Origin of the sequence: Mariniphaga sediminis (assembly GCF_003573545.1) — a bacterium.
Taxonomy (GTDB): Bacteria; Bacteroidota; Bacteroidia; order Bacteroidales; family Prolixibacteraceae; genus Mariniphaga; species Mariniphaga sediminis.
Genome location: NZ_QWET01000005.1, coordinates 1 through 18,100, shown reverse-complemented (window position 1 = coordinate 18,100; position 18,100 = coordinate 1). Strand labels below are relative to the sequence as shown.

Sequence of the window (18,100 nt, the reverse complement as noted above, 5' to 3'; positions counted from 1 at the left end):
ATTTAATGACAATATGAAACTAAAATATTATGTTTTATTGGTTGCGCTATTTATAATGGCCTCCTGTAATGATGAAATTGTAATATTGGATAATCCTGACTTTGATGTGACAACTGATTCTCTTACATATAAAGTTGGAGATGCTGTAGCATTCCATATTACAGGTAATGCTCATATTATCTCATTTTATTCAGGCGAAACCCTGAAAGATTATGAATATCATGGTGGTCGAGTGATTGACTTAACCGGTTCTGGTGCGACAATTTCATTTAAAAGTAGTGTTCAATACGGAACTCAGGAAAATCAGGTATCTGTATTGGCTTCAAACAATTTTAACGGTGATTACAGTAGCCTTTCCGCTGTTAAAGAAGCTACTTGGACAGATATTACCAGTACACTCATTTTGGGGACAAATGCTACTCTTGTATCCTCTGGAACAGTTGATATTTCTGATCTGGCAATTCCTGGTAAGCCAGTATACATTGCCATTAAGTATATGACAAAACCTCAGGCTGAAAATGGACTAGTAAAGCAATGGTTTATTCAGGAGTTTACCATAAATAGCAAAAAGAATCTTGAAAATAATGCAGGCACATCACCTATTACATTGACACTAGCTAACCAGAATAGTATGGGATTCCAGATAGTGGATGAAAATGCTGAGAATGCGCCAGCTCGTTCTGTCGTTACAACAAATCAGCTCACTCTTTTTGGTAATGAATATTTACATGAAGGTTTAGAGATATACAATCCGGATAATCCTATCTATGATCCTAACAGTCCTATTTTTGATCCGAAAAGTGACCAATTTGATCCATTTGCAAGACCGAAAGCTTATGTTCCTTTTGATCCATCTAGTCCTTTCAATGATCCTATAAGTGAACATTGGGCAGTAAGTGGTGGAATTGATATTGAGAAGGTTAATCTTGGTCCCGATTACAGCACTCCTGTTAAAGTTGGGATTGCAGCTGCCCCAGTTGAATTATTTGAATATACTTTCAAAAAAGCAGGAACTTTTGATGTTGTTTTTGTAGCATCGAATAATTCCATAGATACGACAAAAGAAGTAGTGAAGAAGATTACACTAACGATCACTGAGTAATTCAATATTTATTTTATTTCCAAGAGGCTATCATATATTTAGATGGCCTCTTTGGTTTTTAAAATTAATATAGAAGAGGTTAGCATTTGGTTATATTTTTTTTGAAAAAAGTTTTATAAAATCCTGAAAAGTTTTGCTAAAGAAATTGCTTTCATTTTTTCTGACTGTTTTTTTCGCATTAAACATTAGTTCTTGTAAAAAAGAGTCCGTTCAGCATGTAAATTTTATACTTGTTTATCTCGACGATATGGGGTATGGCGACATTGATATTACTGGATCTCAGGGGTATTCGACTCCCCATATAGACCGGATGTCCAAAAACGGAATATTCTTTTCTCATTATTATGCGCCACAAGCCGTATGCAGTGCTTCACGCGCAGGTCTGCTTACTGGTTGTTATCCAAACCGGATTGGCTTTAGCGGTGCGATTAACCATTCATCTAAAATAGGAATTAACAATCAGGAAGAAACGATTGCTGAAATTTTAAAAACAAAAGGATATAGAACAGCCATATTTGGCAAATGGCATTTAGGTTGTCAGAGTCAATTTCTTCCATTGCAAAACGGCTTTGACGAATTTTATGGAATCCCATATTCTCACGATATGTGGCCATATCACCCAACAAATAAAAACTTCTATCCTCCTTTGCCTTTAATAAATGGAAATGATATTATTGAAACAAATCCGGATAATAGTCAGTTTACAACTGCTTTTACAGAAAAATCCATTGACTTCATAAAAAGAAACAAGTCGACCCCATTTTTTATTTATCTGGCCCATCCCCTTCCTCATGTGCCGTTAGCTGTTTCCGATAATTTTAGAAACAAATCGGAGCAAGGCCTGTATGGAGATGTAATGATGGAAATTGACTGGAGCATTGGTGAATTGGTAAAAACGTTGGAAGAATTAAATCTGGATAAAAATACCCTTCTGATATTAACGTCTGATAATGGACCTTGGATTAACTATGGGAACCATGCCGGAAGCACGGGTGGATTGAGAGAGGGGAAAGGTACTTCATTTGAAGGCGGCCAAAGGGTCCCTTGCCTGATGCAATGGAAAGGGACAATTCCTGAAGGACTCGTTTGTAATAAAATGGTTTCCGGAATTGATATTCTTCCGACCCTTGCCAATATAGCAGGAGCAAAACTCCCGGAGAGAAAAATTGACGGTGTCAACATTCTTGAATTAATGAAAGGAAATACAGATGTCACTCCCCGAAAAAAATTCCTGTATTATTATAGAAAAAATAGTTTGGAAGCAGTGACTAATGGTGAATGGAAGTTAGTATTTCCTCATCCGGGGCGATCTTACGAAGATTTTGTTCCGGGAAAAGATGGAATGCCGGGAGAAGTATATGAAAATCGTGCATTTGACAGGGAGTTGTTTGACTTGAGACGTGATCCGGGAGAACGTTATAATTTAATTAATTCTAATCCTGAAATAGTTGAAGAACTTGAAAAAATTGCAAATGAAGCACGAGAAGACTTAGGTGATGATATTACCGGTCATGAGGGTAAAAACAGACGGCCTCCCGGTAAATTATAGAAATATTCAATACTTTTCGCAACTCCATATTTGTTTGAAACTGGATCTGCAAAAATAAACAATGCTTTCTTTTCTGTTTTGGATTATCAGTTTGTTAGGGCTTAAACTGTATCCTTAATATAATTACTTCTGAACTCAGTGGGCGTTAAGTCAGTAATCGACCTAAACTTACGGTTAAAATTAGATAAGTTGTCAAATCCTGAAGCATAGCATATATCTGCAATAGCCATTTCCTCTTTTTCTATTAATAATTTTTTTGCATGACAGATACGCAACTCCCCAAGAAATGTCATGAATGTTTTTTTAGTACTTTTCTTAAAATATTTACAAAAAGCATGAGATGTCATATTTGCAATACTTGCAACATCTTGGACTTCAATTTTATTTCGAAAATTTTCGATCACATATTCATGTACTTTAGTCATGCGTTTTAGTGAATGATCACTATAATTCAACATTGGAATTTCTGAAACAAATGTTTCGGTAAGCAATGGTACTATCTCGGCTTTTGCGAGGTCAAAAAGTATATCCAATAAAATGATAATTCTGGAAGGTCCTTCACTCGAAAGTAATTGTTTCATTTTTTTGGGAATACCGCACTTATCTTTATTCCCGAAACAAACTCCGCCTTTAGCTTTATTTAGCAATGTCTTTATTGGAGCCATCTCTGGTAAATGAAAAAAATTATGACCCAAAAAATCTTCGGAAAACATGATCAGATAAGCTGAAGCCAGCAAATCATCTTTCTCAAAATAGATTGGATCGTTTTTCCAATAATGAGGGATGTTAGAGCCCAGAAGAACAAGATCCCCTTCCTTGAAATTTTCGACACTATCTCCAACAAAACGTTTCCCCTTACTATGTAAAACATACTTTAGTTCATATTCTGCATGAAAATGAAATTCACTATCAAAACGAGGAAACTCCAGTTTTTTTGCGATAAATGACACTCCCTCGTTCATAATTATCTTTTGATACTGCGCTTTCATGGTGATATCTTTTTGTTTGTTTTCTTAAGTTGTGCCTCAATTTTGCAGCAAAATACTATTAATATTTGACAATTCCATATAATCTGTTTCCTGTTTTTTGAGGTACTTTTGAGATATGTTTGTATCAGTGCGAAGAAAATTATTAATGTAAAATCAATTTAAATAACAACCTTTTATATTATGAAGAAAGTTGCAGTGGTAGGTTTTGGTTTTATGGGGATGACCCATACTATGAATATCATAAAAAATCCTGAACTTGATTTGGTTGCAATTGTTGACATTGAAACTGACGAAATTGAAAAAAAGTTAACTTCCAAATCGGGAAATTTTTCTACCGGAAGTATCGAATCTGACACTTTAAAAAAAATTCGGAAGTATCAAACACTTGATGAATGTCTTGAAAAAGAAGAGTTGGATGCTATACATATTTGCGTGCATACGAACATGCATTATATAATGGCCAAAAAGGCCCTTGAGTGTAGCAAACATGTATTTCTTGAAAAACCATTTACCCTTAACATAAAGCAGGCAGAAGAACTGATAGCCTTGGCCAAAGACCAAAAAAGGATATTAATGGTAGCACATGTGGTCAGGTTTATGCCGCCTTATATGAAGCTTAAGCAATTGATTGATTCTGAAGAATATGGCAAATTGAAATTTCTTTCTTTATCCCGTTTTTCAGGAATTCCTACATGGGGACAATGGAAAGAAAAGCAAAAGGATTTTGGTTCATCTGGAGGGGCGCTCTTCGATTTGGTAATTCATGATATCGATTTTGTAAATTATCTGTTAGGATTACCTGAGGAAATAAAATGTAATTACCTTCCAGGAGAATTAAGTAATCATGATTATATCAGTGCTTTATGGTTATACAAAGCTAAAGGTATTCACGTCAGAATTGAGGGAGGAAATACATTCCATACCAATTTCCCATTTCAGGCCGGATACATCGCCACTTTTGAGAATGCAAGTTTGCTCTACACTACATTCAAAGGTGAAGTGATACAGATCGCTACCGAAAATAGTTTACTAGAAATTGCAGCCGGAGATGCAGGTGATGGTTTTTACAACGAAATTGCCTATTTCGCGTCATGTATAAATAATAATATTGAACCAATCAAGTGTATGCCCGAGTCCTCACTACAAACTGTTCAACTGTGTTATAATCATCTTTAATCCGAGACCAATGAAGGAAATTTTAGCTATTAATGGAGGGGAAAAAACGGTCAATGAAAATTTTGTCTGGCCTGTTTATGACGAAACTGATGTTAACGCAGTTGCAGAGGTTGTTCGTAGTGGCAAATGGGGAAATCCTGATTGTGAGGATCTAGTTGCTAAATTTGAAAAAGAGTTTGCAGAAATGTGTGGAACCAAATATGCATTAACATGCGTTAATGGTTCTGTTGCCTTACGCCTTGCCTTAATTGCATGTGGAGTGAAACCTGGCGACGAAGTTATAGTTCCTCCTTATACTTTTATTGCAACAACTTCAATTGTTCTTGAGGCCAATTGCGTGCCTGTTTTTGTTGATATTGAGCCTGATACGTATAATATTAATCCTGTCGGAATTGAAAAGGCAATTACGGAAAAAACGAAAGCCATAATTCCAGTACATTTTGCAGGGCAGTCGTGCAATATGGATGCAATCATGGCAATTTCAAAAAAATATAATCTTAAGGTTATTGAAGATGCTTGCCATGCACATGGAGCTGAATATAAGGGAATGAAATTAGGAAGCATTGGCGATGTCGGTTGTTTCAGTTTTCAGTCTTCAAAAAATTTGACCAGTGGAGAAGGTGGTATTATAACCACGAACGATGAAAAACTGTACGATATGATGAATTCACTTCGTAATGTTGGACGCGTAAAAGGAGGCCAATGGTATGAGCACCATAATTTAGGGTGTAATTACCGGATAACACAAATGCAGGCTGTTCTTTTATCCAATCAATTAAAAAGGCTTGGTGAGCAAACCCAACGACGTCATAACAATGGGACTTATCTGAACTCTTTGCTTGAAAAAATTGACGGAATTACCCCACTTGCGAGAGGGTTGGGTGAAACATTGCACAGTTATCATATTTACATTTTCAAATACGATAAATCGAAATTTAATAATCTTCCGAAAGTTGAATTCTCTAAAATGTTAGCTGCTGAAGGAGTTCCATGCTTTATGGGTTATCCGCAACCATTATATAAACAACCATTATTTCTTGAAAAGAATTTTATGTGTTATGCGATACCTTCTGAAGTGGATTATTCAAAAGTATGTTGCCCCGTAGCGGAAAAAGCATGTTATGAAGAGGCGGTATGGATTTTTCAAAATACCATGTTGGGAGAAAAAGAGGATATGGACAAATTTGCAGAAGCGATTACCAAAATTCAGAAAGCAGTTTTATCATGAGCAGATATTTGTTTGACTTGGTATTTGGTTGGCACCCACGGCATATGTACAGGATAGGATGTTTGTCTTAATGGAGAAAAAATTGTTGAATTTGAACGCTGGAACGACGACCGGAATAAACATAGAGCTATCAGTAAATGGGACAACTATCCTGATTTCGTGATGTTTAAAAAAGGAAAAATTGCTCTACAGGATCATGGTCGTGTAATCTGGTTTAGAAATATTAAAATCTGAGAACTATAACATCAAATAGCATTCTAATGAAAACCCGGTTTTAGCATTGTTGACTGCTATTTTCCTTATTAGCAATTGAAATGCAACTCAGAAAAAGAAATCTATCTTTAATGGTAAAGACCTTTCCGGTTGGAAAATATATGGAATTAAAAATGGTATGTAAGTAACGGGGATTTGGTGTGTGAAAGTGGCTCTGAGCAGGAATATGGTTATTTGGCGTCTCAATAATATTATGAATATTGTGGAAGAGGTTAGCTTCATTGCATTCCTTATGAAAAAGGGAATATCCTGAAACAGGAAGAATGAGATAAAATACGAATAAAGGTTGTTGGAGATAGGGTGCAAACATGACTCAACGGAGAACTTATGAGTGATTTAACAGATGCAAAAATTGGAGCTACCAACGGTCAATTGTATTACAAATCCACAGTGGAGGAGGAATCAAAGTTCGATGGAGAGATAATAAAATCACAGAATTAAAAAATTCTGATTGCATTCAGAGATACACTATAAGGTTGCACTAATCCAACCTTATAGTTTTGAGAAATAACATTAATTCAACTAAAATAGAATTATCATGAGAGAACAAAACAGAACAAACCTAAGAATTGTAAATAGGAATTTTTTTATTTTTAACAAAATGCAAATTGTTTTTGCATTGCTTGTTTTGATCATAGGAATTTTATTTTCTTCATGCAATCAAAAAAGTAATAATGAAGAAACGGCTTCGTTAAAATTTAAGGTACGTGCTTTATGGGTCGATCCAACTGGTTTTGTGAATGCTGAAGCCGTTGATCAAATGATTGCAAAATGTCAACGTGCAGGAATCAATACCATTTTGCCCGATATTATGTTGCGCGAAAATATCTATTTCAAATCGTCACATTTTATTGGAAAAGTAAACGCGGACGACCAGTTTGACCCGCTAGCTTATCTGATAAAAAAGGCACATGCCGTAGGAATAAAAGTGCAGGCCTGGAGTTGCACATATTATTCAAAACCACAAACTACTGACTGGATCAGCAGATCGTTTGATCGCAATGATAATTCTCAAATTTTTCTTTCGCCTGGGCACCCTGAAGTTAACCCATACATGTTATCCGTTTTAAAAGACCTTTTGGCTTATGATATTGATGGTATTCATCTGGATTATATTCGTTATTGTAATGCAGCTTTTGATTATTCCGATGTGTCACGTTCTACTTTCCAGGCTACTTCAGGGTTTGATCCACTTAACTTTTTGGATCATCCTGAATTAATTGTTCCAACTAAGCAAGATAAATTCCCCATCCGTGTTCTTCATCCAAAAACTCAGATTGACAGGGTATGGGAAATTGGGGTTGTTGAACGTAATCTTAATTGTACGGAAGTGGGCTTCGCTTTTGTTTCTGAAAGTCCTGAGAATATTGATGCACTTCACATTCCTGGTTTGTTGATCATCAGTCATTTTACAAACGTCTCCGCATCAATGGCTGCTGCTATAAAACGATATGCTGACCGGGGAGGAAATATTATCTGGATTGATCCATTGAATAGAGTTCTTTCAGAATATCCCGATCTTCAATTGCTGACTGGGTTAACTGGAACAAAACCATTGCCTGCAGGCCGGGTCGTTGTTGAGAAAAATGGTGACCATCCTGCAATTAATTCGCTTCAACCTTTTTCTATTAATACATCGGGTGGCCTACCTGTTGTTTCAAATGCTGATGTTATTGCGAAACTGAGCACAGGAGAACCTATTATAACAATCAATAATTCAGGGAATAGCAAAGTAATGGTTATTGGCTTTCGTGCGATGGAAAGTACATCAAGGTTCGTGATTGATTTGCTCAAAGATATTATGATTTGGTATAGAAGTGATGCGGGCGTTCAGGGAGAAGATTTGCTTGCACGAAAGCGAATTGAATGGTCAAATTGGAGGGCCGATCAGGTTCTTGAGCTAGTTTGTGAAGTAAACAAGATGTTAAAGGAGAAAGATAAAAATTTGGTCGTAACATCTTCTGCCGGAGTAGGCCCTAAACAATCATATGGTGTTTATCGTAATGGAGCAACCTGGCTGAAAGAAGGTATCAACGATTACTTATTTCCTATGAATTATACGACCAGCACCGTTGAATTTGAAGAAATTTTAAAGGAACAAATTCATTATACTCCTGATGGAATGAGCAATCGTATATATCCCGGACTACAAATATATAATGTGGAAAATAATGTACTTAAATCCCTTCCTGCTGAAATTGTTGAAAAACAACTTCAATTAGTTCACCGGTATGGTTATCAGGGATTTTGTCTCTTTGCATATAATAGTTTTTCGGATGAAATTGTTGAAATGCTTAGTACACTGAGTTATTAGAATCCGATTGGGGTTACTTAGTCAGTTAACCTCAACCGTTTTTTGAGTTGATAGTTTTTTTTATATAAAAGGAATTTTTTCAATGTAATTGTACCTGAATCTATGATAACATTTAATTATTTGGAAATGAAAAGAACATTGATAATTGTACTTCTCTTGGTCACAGGCGTATCGAAAGGAGCCGATATGAAAGTGGGCATTGCTTCACGGCCTATAACGCCTCCTTTACCCTTTTGGATGTCGGGTTATGCTGTAAGAAATGCACCCTCGACTGAAGTGCTTCATGACATCTGGGCTAAAGCTATGGTTATTGAAAAAAATGAAAAAAACCGGGTGGTGATAGTGACAACGGATCTTCTGGGCTTAAGCCCGGAAATATCAGAAGGCATAGCACAACGTGTGGAAAAGAAACATGGGGTGGATCGTTCACAACTATTATTGAATTCATCACATACCCATTGCGGACCAGCAGTATGGCCTTCATTAAGCATGATTTTTGATTTCAGTCCCGAGGATCAAAGAAAAGCTGTGAATTACAACCTGAAATTAATCGAAGATATCGTTGACATAATTGATTCGGCATTTGCAAAGCTTACCCCTATGCAATTATGGAGCGGGCATGGATCAACTGATTTCGCCATGAACCGTCGTCAACCAACTGATCATGGAATTATAAATGGAATAAATCCCAAAGGACCTGTTGACCATGATGTACCGGTCTTAATAGCAAAAACACCTGATGGAAAGATTAGAGCGATTCTTTTTGGGTATGCTTGCCATAATACAACGCTAGGTGGTAACTCTATCAATATTAGTGGCGATTATGCAGGTTTTGCACAGATCGAACTCCAAAAAGCATATCCGGAAGCTACAGCTCTTTTTTTCATAGGTTGTGCAGGCGACCAGAACCCACAACCACGCGGCACAGTAGATCTTGCAATGCAACATGGAAAATCACTGACAGATGCCGTACAAAAAGTATTATTATCAAACAATCTGAAGCCAATATATCCACCAATCCGCACTGCATACCAAAAAGTTAGTCTTGGTTTTCAGTCCTTCAATATTGATTCTTGCAGAAGTGATATCCTTAGTTCGGATATATTTAAACAACGCCGTGCTAAATTAATGTTAGAAGCATATAATAAAAACTGGGACATTAGCGAGTACACCTACCCGTTACAGGTAGTGCGTTTTAACAGGGATCTAACCATTCTGGCCATGGGAGATGAGGTTGTGGTTGATTATTCATTAAAAATGAAAAAGAAATACAGGAATGAAAATTTATTTGTTGCCGGTTACTGTAATCAAGTGATGTGCTACATACCCTCGAAGAGGGTTCTGGAAGAGGGTGGATATGAGGCAGAGACAAGTATGATTTACTATGGACTTCCCGGACCTTTCAAAAATGAGATTGAAGACAGAATAACAATAGCGGTTAGTAAATTAATGAAAGAAGTAGGAGTTAAAACTTCAAAAAATAATAAATAAATCAACCCATGAGAAAATCAATCCTTTTTGTGTTTTGTGTTTTATTTCTTTTTCAGACAAATATTTTTGCCCAAAAGAAAAAGGTTAACAATACTGTAGAAAGCCTCCAATTTACAATATATGGAACGCTTGGAACTTATGGAGCTCCGCCTCGTTTAAAAAACGGGAGGGTTGATATACCACGTCTGCTTTCGGAACTTGCCGATATTCACGCCAATACCTATCATTGGCTGATATGGCAAAACGATAATGACTGGAATGATTTGAAAGCATTTCTTCCTCTTGCACAAAAAGCGAATTTAAACGTCTGGGTTACCCTTGTTCCTCCCTCTGAATCAAAACCCATTGCAAAGCATTCATCCGAACCGTATGGATTAGATTATAAACGGTGGGCTGTGGAATTAGCTAAACTAAGCATATCAGAGCCTAGTCTGGTTGCCTGGAGCATAGACGATTTTGTTCACAATCTGAAATTTTATACTCCTGAATATACAAAAAAAATGCTCGAAGCTGCTCGGAAAATTAACCCACAACTGGTATTCATCCCATGTTGTTATTATAAACAAACAACGCCAGATTTTGCTAAAGAATATGGTCCGTTGTTTGATGGAGTATTATTTCCGTATCGTGCAGAATCGGTTGGCGCAAACTTGCAGGATGCAGCCCAGGTTGAAAATGAGATTATTCATATGAGGGAATTATTTGAAAAGCCTGATTTTCCTATATTCATTGATATTTATGCCACAGCCCACAGCCGTTTGGGTAATTCCACACCAGAATACGTTAAAGAAGTCCTGAAAGCCGGTAGAAAAACCGCCGATGGAGTACTAATATATTGCCATCAGGATCCACAAAAATATCCGGAGAAATACCAAATAGTGAAAGAGGGCTTCAAATAATCGTGTGTTACTAAGTATAAATCAGTAACACACGATTTCTTTTAAAACAACGGTTGTAGCTACTATGAACCAATCATCAAAAGTGTTGATGTAAAAGCTGAATTGAAAAATATTACAGAAAATGATTTAATCCTTTTTTTAGTACATGAAGAGAGAGGATATTTGAAAATTTGTACACGTATTTGCCCAGGTAAGAAACAGTTTTTTCTTAAATAACTTATAACCATGAGAAAGAGATTGCTTTTTTCACTATACCTGATTACAGGAACAATAATAATTGCTACTGCTCAAACAAAAATAGAACAGGTAATACTCTTTACAATTGACGGCCTACACTGGGAAGCTCCTGAAAAATTAGAAATGCCTGTTTTTAATAAATTAGTTGAGAACGGTACTTCTATTCAAAAATCCTATGTGATTATGCCTCATCACCCGACGATCGGGGACTACAGCAAATTCAACAGTTGCTCATTTCCAAATCCGATGCTTCATGCCGGGACCATTTTCATTAAGCCTGATACTAAACTGATACAGGAAGTATTGTCTCCCCAAAGACAAACTGCATTCATTGTTAATGTAACCGACTACAAATCAATAAGCAAAGGATTTACCACATGCATAATGGATCCTACCCTTGATGATTCCGGGGTGATAGAACAATCTATCGCAATTTTAAAATCCCAGAAACCGGTTTTTACAAGAATACACCTTCAGACTCCCGGGACACAGGGACGGGTTGGCGTTTATACCAGTTCGCCTGATAAACCATATTTTAGAAATATATTCGGAAAAAACTCTCCTTATGCAAGTGCCATTGAGGAAGCTGACCAACTGTTGGGCAAACTCATTTCATATTTAAAAGAATCAGGCAAATGGGGAAATACCTTATTAATCGTTACCTCCGACCACGGTCAAAGTATAATTGGCTGGCACCCGCTCTTTGATGAAGATAGCTGGCTAACTCCTTTTGTAATCGTTGGCCCGGGAATAGCGAAAGGACGAAAGCTACCCTATCTTGAACACACTGATATCTCACCAACAATCGCCTGGCTTCTCGGCATCAATCCTCCAAACAAAGACGGAGGTGCGGGAAAACCAGTAAAAGAGGTTCTGCAAAAATATCAAGTCGAAAATTATCATCCTTCAATGAATATAAAAAAACTCAATGAGCAAATCAAATCCTTCAATATACTTAAATCCAAATTAATACTTCAGGCTGAAAAAAACAGATACTTATCCAACAAAATCGCGTCTCTGGAGAACGAATTGCTAACTCCGGAACCTTTTTATCACCAGGATCGGATTTTGGACTGGTACAAAGCCGGCTCTACAGAACATTTAATTGAAGCGAACGAAAAGATATTAGAAAGTATGAGAAGGGAACTCGCAGACTAACTAGTTTGCAGTCAGCAATTAAAATACTAACAAAATCTAAAATTAACGGCATGAAAAATTTTCTATTAGGAGTAATCTGCATTTTTTCTTTGATAATTCTTCAAAGTAATAGTTCAGAACAAGACTCAAAAGTGCTTTCCAAACAAAAGTTATTTGAACGATTCTTTGGAAATAAAATACATTTTGATACCGCAATGGTTCAAAAAGTATTAGCAGACAGACATGGGAAACGTCATTATATTGATAATAATAATGATGGAAAACCCGAAGAAGTTTGGTTTGTTGACACCGATCCCAAACATAACGCAAATAAGCACCCAATGCTTGTGAGGGTATTTGACGAAGATAATGACCTAAAGGCTGGAAACGAGCCGGACTACGACAGTGATCTGTATATAGTTGACTGGAATGCTGACGGGATAGTGGACGTAGCTGTTGATTATGAAGACACTGATGGTGACCAAGATGTGGACGAGATGGTACAGTATTACTTCGACGAGTCATTTTATAACACGGTGCGAACAGACAAAGAAGGATGTCTGAGAATCTGGTGGGCACGTGATGACGGAGATGACAACCTACTTTGGCATACAGTTGATTATCGCTATTATCAAAGACCATGTCAGCAATACTCTCATTTTGGGGGAGATGAAACATTCAACTGGCTTTACTTAACAAAAGATGCAGATACACTTATTCCACTCTTTGAAAATCCTTTTCTGTTTTATGACCGGGATAATGATGGCGTAACAGAAGATGTAATCCGTGTTGAAGGATATGCCGATACACTTCAATACCTACGCTGGAGTTTTGATGCAGATAACGATGCAACCCTTGAACAACCCCGTGATTTTGATGTAACAGTTGTTGGTTGTGCCCCCGGATGGACCGTTGAAAAAAACAGAAATAGCGACTTTAGTGTTCGGATAGGTAAAGATGTCAGCGAGGCACTTACAATCAGGGGGATCCAATCCTCACCGATACTTAAGCGGGAAGATGCAGTCAAATATCTCAGTGACATAACATGGGCACGTGTTCAGCTAACCTGGGATGAAAATGATGTAAACGTTGCAGCAAACCCAATTGACACGTTTGAACGATGGGAAGGCATTATCGCTCCGGCAAATAAAGAAGCCGATTTCTATTTTCCTCAGATTGGCGGCCCCTCATGCAGCGTTTTTAATAAGCGAACAGAGATAGCTCTTCAGCCAACCGGTCCCAATGAATTTTACTTCAGCCCAGCCGATCACCGCTTACATTTGAAAAACGCTGACAGGTCTTATATCAGGGTTGACTTTGATAATGACTCAACCGAAGACATGCGATACACCTGGTACGATACAAATGCCGATGGAATTCTGGATAAGTTAAGTATCGACACCAATGGAGATATGTTAGCTGACGATTCTTGCAAACTGGATATTTCGGGTGTAAAAGCTGTAACATGGAAATACGAAGACATAAATGCAGTGGTTGAACCAGTAATAAAAAATGAACCCGGGCAGATCTATTTATTTATTAAAACAATTAATGCTGCACTCGAGTCCATGAAAAATGGTGCAAGCCAGGAGCCTATTTGGAATTTGATTCTAAACAATATGCAAACTGCGAAAATTCCAACATTCATCGCTGATGAACTAATAAACAGCGACGAGAGCATGTTGTATTATCTTAGGCTCGTTCGTGACCGGCAAATTGCAAAACTCAAGAAACTAGGGGTTACCGGCAAATCCTCCTGGAAAGAATTTGAAACAGCAAGAAGTATGGGCGACACCGAAACGATGACAATCTCACTGTGTAAGATATTCAAACTGTCTGCACCGGTAAAGGACTATGAAAAATGGATAGCTGAAAGACGTGCAAAACCTGAATCTGCGAAGGTAGCATGGAACAACGAATGGTTTCCTCCAAGTTGGATATGGGAATCTGAAAAAGCTTCATTCCGGATCTACGACGGGCACCTGGATATGTTTGGAAAACATAAGGAAGAACTGATTATTCCTAAATTACAGAATGGCGTGAGTTATCACTCCGAACAAAGTTGGGGAATGGATGTACTCCATGTTGATAAAAGTTCAGGCTGTGGCGGACTCACACTCTATGTGAATGGAATAGCCTACCCGGTACGTAATGACGGTAATCCCGGCGACCCTGTTTTTACCGGCGGTCTGGTAAAACAAACACCAGATGAGGTGACCATCGAGTTGCTGGCCAAAGGAGTAGGCCCGGCACAAAATTCTTATACTGTAATTTGGAGGCCAACTGCACTTGCAGGCAGAGCAGACTCGCGTATGGAAGTTATTGTTGAAGGTGGTAATCCCGATGATAAAGTAGAGTTGGGTATCGGGATTGTTCGAATGAATGATGAATCTTTTTTTTCAAAACAAAAAATAGGTTTAATTGGCTCATGGGGATTTCAGGATCCGGGCATTGGCTGGATCGGTCTGGGAATTATTTATCCCAAAAGCTCGTTTGTAAGGATGGATGAACAGAAAGAAGATCACCGTGTAGTTCTCAAATGCGTACCCCAAAAGCCAATTGTATACCATATCCAAGGGGACTGGATACGTGGACATCAGTTTCCTTGCTGCCCATCGTCAAGCGATTGGGAAAACAACTTGAGAAAAACGGCAGAAATGATAAATTTGAAGTGAATAGACGGATCTGAAATATGTTTAATGTACTCACTGCTTGATGCAGATTAATGGTTTTTAGGCAGATGGGGCGCTGGTTATATAACTATTAATTAATGCTTTATTCGAATTTTTAAATGATCTTTTATGAATAACATTTATTCGCGTCGTAATTTTGTCAAAACTTCAGCTGTGGGTACAATAGGTGTATCCAGTGGTATCCCTCTGCTTGGACAAACTGGATTAATTCAGGGGACAAAAACCGAATTAAATAAAGTTGGTGAAAACAATGTTGCATTTATTCCTAATCGCGTTGCTAGTTGGTGGTGTACTTTGGAAGATCTTCTTTGGCCGCAAAAGAAGATTGTTGATAAAATAAAAAGAAGAGCAGAGGGGTTTGCTAATGCAAAAATAGATACTGCTCTCAATTTCGGATTTCATATACGCTTTGATTATTCAAATTATTTTGGTCATTTGCATGGATATTATGCCAATGTATGTGAAGAGTTACATAAATATGATATCAAGTTTATGGATCATTATTCTTGCAATCATGTCGAAAGGCCAAGGAGTGATTCTGAATTCAGAAAGTTACACCATAATCACCGTCATAGTGTTTTACTTTTTCACGATCCTATTGCAGCTGAGAATGCCAGCTATGAGGGTCATCGTTTCAATGATATTTGCCAAGTGAACTTAGTTGATGGAAGCAGAGGATATGCGCCACAATATCAAATGGAAGCTTTTTGCCATAATAATCCTGATTTTTTGGATATGCATCAAAAATATTTGCAGAGACTAATAGGAGAAGTTCCTCTTGATGCCATTGAGGTAGATGATATGTGTGACTATGCTGGGCTAGTAACGTGTGGTTGTAAGTATTGTCGCGACCGGTATAAAAAGGAATACGGAAGAGAACTTCCTTCTCTGAATGATATTTCTTTCTGGGGTGATACAAAAAGAACAATCCCTTCCAAATGGGGAAATTACGAAAATCCCGCATTCAGAGATTGGGTCAACATGAGGACAAATTCCGTTGCCGATCATCTGAAAATGGTTAAGGAAACAATTAAAGATAAACCATTAATGACCTGTTGCTCTTCTTCCGGACCAATTTCTTTAAATTCAATTTCGCTGAATCTTGAGCGAATGTCGCCATATCTTGATTTTTTTATGCTCGAAAATTGTGGTATCAATGTTAAAAGTGTGTCTTGGGTGCCGATGGATGCTGAAGCCATGCATCAGAAAGACATTGCTCAAAAGAGAGGTAATGCCCCTGCAATGGCACTTAGTTATACAATATATGGAAAAGGTGGTTACATGGGTTGGAGCCTGAGTCGTTTCTGGGGGGTGTCCAACTGGGGCAGCACGTTGAATGGGCGACTTGAAGAAGATCCGACAGATATGATGGAAATAGAGGATATAGTCGGGCCATTAAATAATTGGGAACTTAAAAACAGTGACCTGAACTACATGAAAGGTTCTGATCTTGTTGAAGTCAGACTTGTAAACAGTCGTTATTGCAGAGATAATGGATGGAGAGATTCCAGTGGGCATGAACAATGGGAGAAGGCCGCTGCATGGTCAGAAAGATTAGTGAAAGCAAATGTTGGTTATCGGTTTGTTCGTTGCGAAGAACTTGCTGATTCCAATGCTCTATGTCGTGAAAGTACTCCTTTGATTCTTGATGGTGTGGGATGTGTTTCGGATGCTCAGTTTAAAGCAGTGAAAATATACCTTTCTAAAGGGGCGCAGGTATGGTTTGCATTACCTTTTGGAACTCATGACGAAAAAGGATTTAAAAGAACGGTTCCTTTGTCTGAGGAATTATTAAAAATGAAGGATAAAAATCTTTCAGTTATCGATAGTGTTATTGATTTGAATCCTTTAGGTAAACTTATTGAGGAAGGAAATTTCCAGCCGGTAATAAAACAACTTTCTGGAGATGAAAGATGGGCTGTGAGGATAAGGTTTCAGGATGGGAAACCGGTCCTTCATTTTATGAATACCGCTCTTAAAGCAATACCACATCCTATTTATAAGGACCATTCAAATAATCCGATATTAAAAGATATTCATTCAGATACTAAAGATGATAAACTTGTTTATGAAATCAATACAAAAAGGGTTGCTTTGCCTGCATTGTTGGTCAAAAGTCCGGAACTCGAAGATAATGCAAGAAACGTAAATATTGAAAATGTGAAGCGAGGATATTTAACCATTCATGTAGATCTTAGTGGAGTAAAAGTATATGCTGTGGCTCAAAATGGATAAATTTGAGGATGTAGGGAGCAAGCCAGTACAAAATATATTCGTTTGGGACTCTATATTTCTGTTATGCAATAATGAACAGATATGGAGACCAACAAGGAGCAAAAAAGAGTTGCAAAATTCAAGAAAGGCAGAGCCCAAACCACACCATTTACTTTTGGCTTTTGTGGCAAACTGTATGATGACTACAAATTTTAGGTTGTGTCCAGGTGATTGTAACACAACCAATATTTTTTCGACTTTTTGGAAGACACCCTCTCCCAAATTGCTAACAAAGCAGTCGGGCTAATTTGTGCTGACAGTGGTTTTTATAAACAACGGGATGTTTGAATGCCTGGAGGATAACACCCCGAACTTTACCAGTCCATCAAACGGAAATTGGCAAGGCACAGCACTTGGTTGACCCTGGATTCAGGGGTTGAGATCGGCAAAACAAATTGTCAGACAGATGATTGGGTAGAGCCAAGGAGGCTTGTAAGGGTTAGCCGGGCAATTAATAAACGCCTTAGGCTGTTGGTAAACAGTTGAAGCTATTCAAAACAGAAGGGATTTATAAAAACTTTCGATATGCTTGCTTTATTTTGAGTATAGAATTGCCAGACAAAGTGATATGCGGTACCTATCGATACCGAGCTGATTGCGAGAACCTTAAATAACGTCAGTTCGAGCTAAGCTAACGTACAACTTTGCGTCTGGTCAATAACTTCTTCCATTCTAAGGGTAGGTTTTTTAGGCAGAAAGGAGTAAGCTATCAGACCTGAAAGTAAGTTTGTCAGGAAG

11 protein-coding genes and 1 pseudogene are annotated in these 18,100 nt (G+C 37.7%); 11 read left to right on the top strand and 1 reads right to left on the bottom strand.

Annotated features, from left to right (window positions below):
* Window positions 1-13 precede the first annotated feature (13 nt).
* A complete protein-coding gene (locus D1164_RS07695; protein WP_147372087.1) occupies window positions 14-1,102 on the top strand; it encodes a DUF5017 domain-containing protein in 1,089 nt (362 codons plus the stop codon).
* A 133-nt stretch (window positions 1,103-1,235) separates the two neighbouring features.
* A complete protein-coding gene (locus D1164_RS07690) occupies window positions 1,236-2,651 on the top strand; it encodes a sulfatase family protein (protein ID WP_206610954.1) in 1,416 nt (471 codons plus the stop codon).
* A 101-nt stretch (window positions 2,652-2,752) separates the two neighbouring features.
* Here D1164_RS07690 and D1164_RS07685 read toward each other — a convergent pair whose 3' ends face one another.
* The gene (locus D1164_RS07685) at window positions 2,753-3,640 is read right to left on the bottom strand and encodes an AraC family transcriptional regulator (RefSeq protein WP_119349386.1); all 888 of its coding nucleotides are present in this window, start codon (window positions 3,638-3,640) and stop codon (window positions 2,753-2,755) included.
* Between the two features lie 180 nt (window positions 3,641-3,820).
* Here D1164_RS07685 and D1164_RS07680 point away from each other — a divergent pair, with 180 nt between their 5' ends.
* The 9 genes and pseudogenes from D1164_RS07680 (at window position 3,821) to D1164_RS07635 (ending at window position 17,323) form a co-directional block, all read left to right on the top strand.
* Complete coding sequence (locus tag D1164_RS07680) at window positions 3,821-4,816, top strand: Gfo/Idh/MocA family protein (protein ID WP_119349385.1); 996 nt, start codon at window positions 3,821-3,823, stop codon at window positions 4,814-4,816.
* A gap of 10 nt (window positions 4,817-4,826) precedes the next feature.
* Window positions 4,827-6,044: a DegT/DnrJ/EryC1/StrS family aminotransferase gene (locus D1164_RS07675; protein ID WP_119349384.1), complete on the top strand. Its 1,218-nt coding sequence runs from the start codon at window positions 4,827-4,829 to the stop codon at window positions 6,042-6,044.
* Between the two features lie 72 nt (window positions 6,045-6,116).
* Window positions 6,117-6,278 (top strand): annotated as a pseudogene (locus tag D1164_RS24205) (family 16 glycoside hydrolase); the annotation flags it as partial.
* A gap of 577 nt (window positions 6,279-6,855) precedes the next feature.
* Window positions 6,856-8,631, top strand: coding sequence for a family 10 glycosylhydrolase (locus tag D1164_RS07660; protein ID WP_119349383.1), 1,776 nt, complete (start codon window positions 6,856-6,858; stop codon window positions 8,629-8,631).
* Window positions 8,632-8,757: 126 nt separating this feature from the next.
* Complete coding sequence (locus D1164_RS07655; protein WP_172594382.1) at window positions 8,758-10,122, top strand: neutral/alkaline non-lysosomal ceramidase N-terminal domain-containing protein; 1,365 nt, start codon at window positions 8,758-8,760, stop codon at window positions 10,120-10,122.
* 8 nt (window positions 10,123-10,130) lie between these two features.
* Window positions 10,131-11,021 carry a hypothetical protein gene (locus tag D1164_RS07650; RefSeq protein WP_119349381.1) on the top strand — a complete coding sequence of 297 codons (891 nt, stop codon included), beginning with the start codon at window positions 10,131-10,133 and terminating at the stop codon, window positions 11,019-11,021.
* A gap of 225 nt (window positions 11,022-11,246) precedes the next feature.
* Window positions 11,247-12,416, top strand: coding sequence for a sulfatase-like hydrolase/transferase (locus D1164_RS07645; protein WP_119349380.1), 1,170 nt, complete (start codon window positions 11,247-11,249; stop codon window positions 12,414-12,416).
* A gap of 50 nt (window positions 12,417-12,466) precedes the next feature.
* On the top strand, window positions 12,467-15,070 hold the full coding sequence (locus D1164_RS07640) for a DUF4861 family protein (protein ID WP_119349379.1): 2,604 nt from the start codon (window positions 12,467-12,469) through the stop codon (window positions 15,068-15,070).
* A 126-nt stretch (window positions 15,071-15,196) separates the two neighbouring features.
* A complete protein-coding gene (locus D1164_RS07635) occupies window positions 15,197-17,323 on the top strand; it encodes a hypothetical protein (protein ID WP_119349378.1) in 2,127 nt (708 codons plus the stop codon).
* Window positions 17,324-18,100: the final 777 nt, after the last annotated feature.